Consider the following 3,893-nt stretch of genomic DNA (forward strand, 5'->3'; position numbering starts at 1 on the left):
GCTCGGCGAGGCCGCGGGCCTCCAGGCGGTCGATGATCCCGGTGACGTTCGACGGCTCGCACTTCAGCTGCTGTGCGATGCGGCGCATGGGCGTCGGACCCCGGGACAGCAGTCCGAGCACCCGCGCCTGCGCGCCGGTCAGGGAGTGCTTCCCGGCGGCCGTCTCGTATTCCTCGTGATAGCGAGCGACGATGGTGCCGATGAGTTCGACGACTTCGAGCGTCAGCGGATCAGGAGGTTCGGTACTGGAGGTCATGGGGACCAGGGTACCCATTTATTTGACATCATGAAATATTTAGCAGCATGATTATTTCACTACCTGAAGCATAAGAGAGGACCCCCGTCATGGCCCCCAAGCCCGCGATTCCCGCCACCAGCCGCGAATGGCACCTCGTCGCCCGTCCCGAGGGATGGCCGAAGCCGGAGGACTTCGCGCTGCGCGAGACCCCCGTCACCGAGCCGGGCCCCGGCCAGGTGCTGGTCCGCAACCTGTACATGTCGGTGGACCCGTATATGCGCGGCCGGATGAACGATGTGAAGTCGTACGTCCCGCCGTTCAAGCTCGACCATCCGATGGATGGCGGCGCCGTGGGCGAGGTCATCGCCTCGAACGCGGAGGGCATCGCCGTCGGCGACCACGTCCTGCACTTCTCCGGCTGGCGCCAGTACGCGCAGGTGGACGCCAAGCACGCGGTCAAGGTGGACCCGGCCGCCGCCCCCCTCTCCGCCTACCTCGGCGTTCTCGGCATGACCGGCCTGACCGCGTACGCGGGCCTGCTCGAGGTCGCGTCCTTCAAGGAGGGCGACTCGGTCTTCGTCTCCGGCGCGGCGGGCGCGGTCGGCAGCGAGGTCGGCCAGATCGCCAAGCTCAAGGGCGCCTCGCGGGTCATCGGCAGCGCGGGCTCCGACGACAAGGTCAGGCTGCTGACCGAGGAGTACGGCTTCGACGCGGCGTTCAACTACAAGAACGGCCCGGTCGCGGACCAGCTCAAGGAGGCCGCGCCCGACGGTATCGACGTCTACTTCGACAACGTCGGCGGTGAGCACCTGGAGGCCGCCATCGGCCGGCTCAACGTGCACGGGCGCATCACCGTCTGCGGCATGATCGCCCAGTACAACGTGACCGAGCCGCCCGCCGCCCCGCGCAACCTCGCCCTCATCATCGGCAAGCGGCTGCGTATGCAGGGCATGCTGGTGGGGGACCACCAGCACCTCCAGCAGCAGTTCGTGGAGGAGGTCGGCGGCTGGCTGCGCGAGGGCAAGCTGCACTACCGGGAGACGGTGGTCAAGGGCATCGACAACGCGGTGGACGCGTTCCTGGGCATGCTGCGCGGTGCGAACATCGGCAAGATGATCGTCGCGCTGAACGACTGACAGTGCCCGGGCCGCGTCCGGGTGCTCGGGCTCGGCCTCGGGCTGCGACCACTGGACGGCATGGTTCGGTCGCCGTGAGCAGGTATCGTCTCGCGCCTTCGGCGCAAGGCGGCCGGCAGCGGGAAGGGGAGGGGTGCCGGAGGCATCGTCGCCGTCCAGCCCAAGAGGCCGTCACCGGCCGACGGGGCGGCCGAACGGTGGATGGTCGCCCGGAGTGGTAGACGCCGGTCCGGTTTGGCCCCTCCCCCACCTCCTCTTAAAAAAGTGCTTGCTCTGCATCAAGTACTGCATCAAGCGGTTTTCTGAGAGGGGGTGGGCGGAGGGCCGGTCCCGCTCAATAGTGCTCGCCTGTCCGTTGCGCTCCCAGGCCCCGGATCAGCGCACCGCTGGACCGACCGCCGGCCACCGCGCGGCAGCAGTCACGGCGGAGCGCAGCGAAGCCACCCTCGCCAAGCTCCTGGCCGGCCTCTACACCCCCACTGAGGGAACGGTCACCTGGGACGGCACCTAACGGCTGAGCAGAGCCACCGCGCCCGACCACTCCGGGGGCCGCTGCCAGCGCAGCCGATCCCCGGCGAGGGAGAGCGCGCCGGTGCCGTCGGCGAGGAGCCAGGCGTCCAGCGTCCAGGCCGCGCCCCTGTCGGCCCCGCTGCCCACGCCGGCCTTGACGCCCTCGTCCGGGAGCGTCACCGACAGCGACTCGTCCGGGTCGGCGAAGGCGTGCAGCACGACCAGGGCGCGTCGGCCGTCGGGGGACAGCCGTACGACGGACTGCCAGCCGACGGCGTTGCGCAGGGCGGCACCGCGGGTGCCGCCCTGCCGCGTCGTCCCGTCGTCGATGAGCGGCGCGGCCCGCCCGTACAGGTCCAGCGCCTCGCGCACCAGCGCCCACTGCCGTTCGTCGAGCCGGTCCGGGTCGCCGGACAGGCAGATCCGTCCGAGGAACCCCGCGGCCAGCTTGTATACGAGCGCGGCGTCGGAGTCGTCGGCCCGTACGGTCGCCCACACCAGCGACTGGCGGGGGAGCAGCACGCGCTGCAGCCCGGCCGCGATTGCCGGGGCCTCGCGGGCCTCGAAGGCGTCCGAGCCCGAGGAGACGGCGGTGAGCGCGGCGTACGCGGGGTCGATGCGGTGGCCGCCGCCCGCGCAGTTCTCGATGACGAGGTCGGGCAACCGGGCGGAGAGCCGGGCGATGAAGCCGCGGGAGGCGGCGGTGAGTTCGCGCAGGCCCTCGCCGTCGTCGCCGGGGCCCAGATGCGCGTTGTAGTCGATCTTGAGATAGCCGAAGCCGCCCTCGCTCAGCAGCGCGGTCATCCGGTCCAGCAGCGGTTCGGCGACCTCGGGGCGGCGCAGATCCAGGAAGCGGCGGGCGGACACATGCACGGGGACGCCGTCGTATGCGATGTGGCGCGACGCGTCCTTGTACGCCCGCGACAGCTCGCCCGTCGTCTCCGGCTCCCACCACAGCCCGGGTACGAAACCGCGCTCGCGCAGCTGCCTGGCGGTTTCGGCGAGTCCGTGCGGAAAGCGTTCGGCGCTGGGCGTCCAGTCGCCGTGGCTGCGGCCCCAGTCCTCGCCGGGCTCGCTGAACCAGCCGCAGTCGATGACGAAGTACCGTACGCCGGAGCTCTGGAGGCGGTCGGCGAGGGCCAGGATCCGGTCGTGGGTGGGGTTGCCCCAGGTCGTCGCGTACTCGTTGAACATCGCCGGCAGCGATGACGTCCGTTCGGGGCCGGGCCGCGGATGGCCGGCCCAGGCGCGGGTGAGCCGGGCGCAGAGCGCGTCCAGGTCGCCGTGGACGGCGGTGACGACGGCCTCGGGCGCCTCGTACGACTCGCCGGGCGAAAGGGTGCGGCGCCAGTGGCCGAAGTCGTGGTCCGCGGGGCCGCCGCCGATGGCCAGCCCGTCGCGGGAGCGCAGCAGCTCCAGCTGCCAGGGGCCGCCCGCCGCCAGCTGGACGCCCCACACCACCCCGGCCTCGGTGTCCTCGACGGCCAGCCAGGGCATCCAGCCCGCCGCGGGCATCGACCCGGGCGCGCCGAAACGCTCCGCCACGGTGCCGATGTTGACCCAGGGCCGCTCCAGGTGCAGTTGCTCGGCGGTCGCGCTGACCAGCCGGGCCTCGGCGCTCCAGGCGGAGCGGATGCGGTGGACGACGAGGCGGCCGGGGGCGTCGTCGGCGGCGAAGGGGGTGATGCCGCCAAGGGTGAAGGACGAGATCAGGTCGAGGGCGAAGGGGCGGTCGCCCTCGTTGGCGGCCCTGGTGCGGATCCGTATGAAGGGGTCGCCGGGGCGGTGGGTCAGCCGGTGGACGACCAACAGGCCCTGACCGTCGGACAGTTCGGTGACGATCTCCGTGCCGGTGTCCGTCGTGGTCGCCCGCTGCGCCCGTAGCCGCAGCGCCGCCGTCGTGGCCGTCCGCCGCAGGGTGCGTACGCCCGCGAAGGGCTCGGGTACGGGGTCCCCGGCGCGGGCCACCGCCGCCAGCGGTTCGATGTGGCGGGCGGGGCCGGTGTCGG

Annotated in this window: 3 protein-coding genes and 1 pseudogene; 2 read left to right on the forward strand and 2 right to left on the reverse strand. The window is 71.8% G+C overall.

Features of this window, described 5'->3' with window-relative positions:
- Window positions 1–274, reverse strand: a pseudogene (locus tag CCN51_RS58530) (MarR family winged helix-turn-helix transcriptional regulator); the annotation flags it as partial.
- Between the two features lie 71 nt (window positions 275–345).
- Here CCN51_RS58530 and CCN51_RS43860 point away from each other — a divergent pair.
- Window positions 346–1,374 (forward strand): NADP-dependent oxidoreductase, encoded by a 1,029-nt coding sequence (locus CCN51_RS43860; protein ID WP_014179966.1) that lies wholly within the window; start codon window positions 346–348, stop codon window positions 1,372–1,374.
- Window positions 1,375–1,729: 355 nt separating this feature from the next.
- The gene (locus CCN51_RS55375) at window positions 1,730–1,885 is read left to right on the forward strand and encodes a hypothetical protein (protein ID WP_158104754.1); all 156 of its coding nucleotides are present in this window, start codon (window positions 1,730–1,732) and stop codon (window positions 1,883–1,885) included.
- Here CCN51_RS55375 and CCN51_RS43865 read toward each other — a convergent pair.
- Window positions 1,882–3,893, reverse strand: a 2,012-nt coding sequence (locus CCN51_RS43865) for a glycoside hydrolase family 36 protein (protein ID WP_086860849.1), incomplete at its 5' end; no start/stop codon positions are given. The genes CCN51_RS55375 and CCN51_RS43865 overlap by 4 nt on opposite strands.

Source organism: Streptomyces milbemycinicus, assembly GCF_002154605.1.
GTDB classification, from domain to species: Bacteria; Actinomycetota; Actinomycetes; order Streptomycetales; family Streptomycetaceae; genus Streptomyces; species Streptomyces milbemycinicus.

Coding starts and splice junctions, on each gene's coding strand:
- CCN51_RS43860 (WP_014179966.1), top strand. CDS start 346: ATGGCCCCCAAGCCCGCGATTCCCGCCACCAGCCGCGAATGGCACCTC.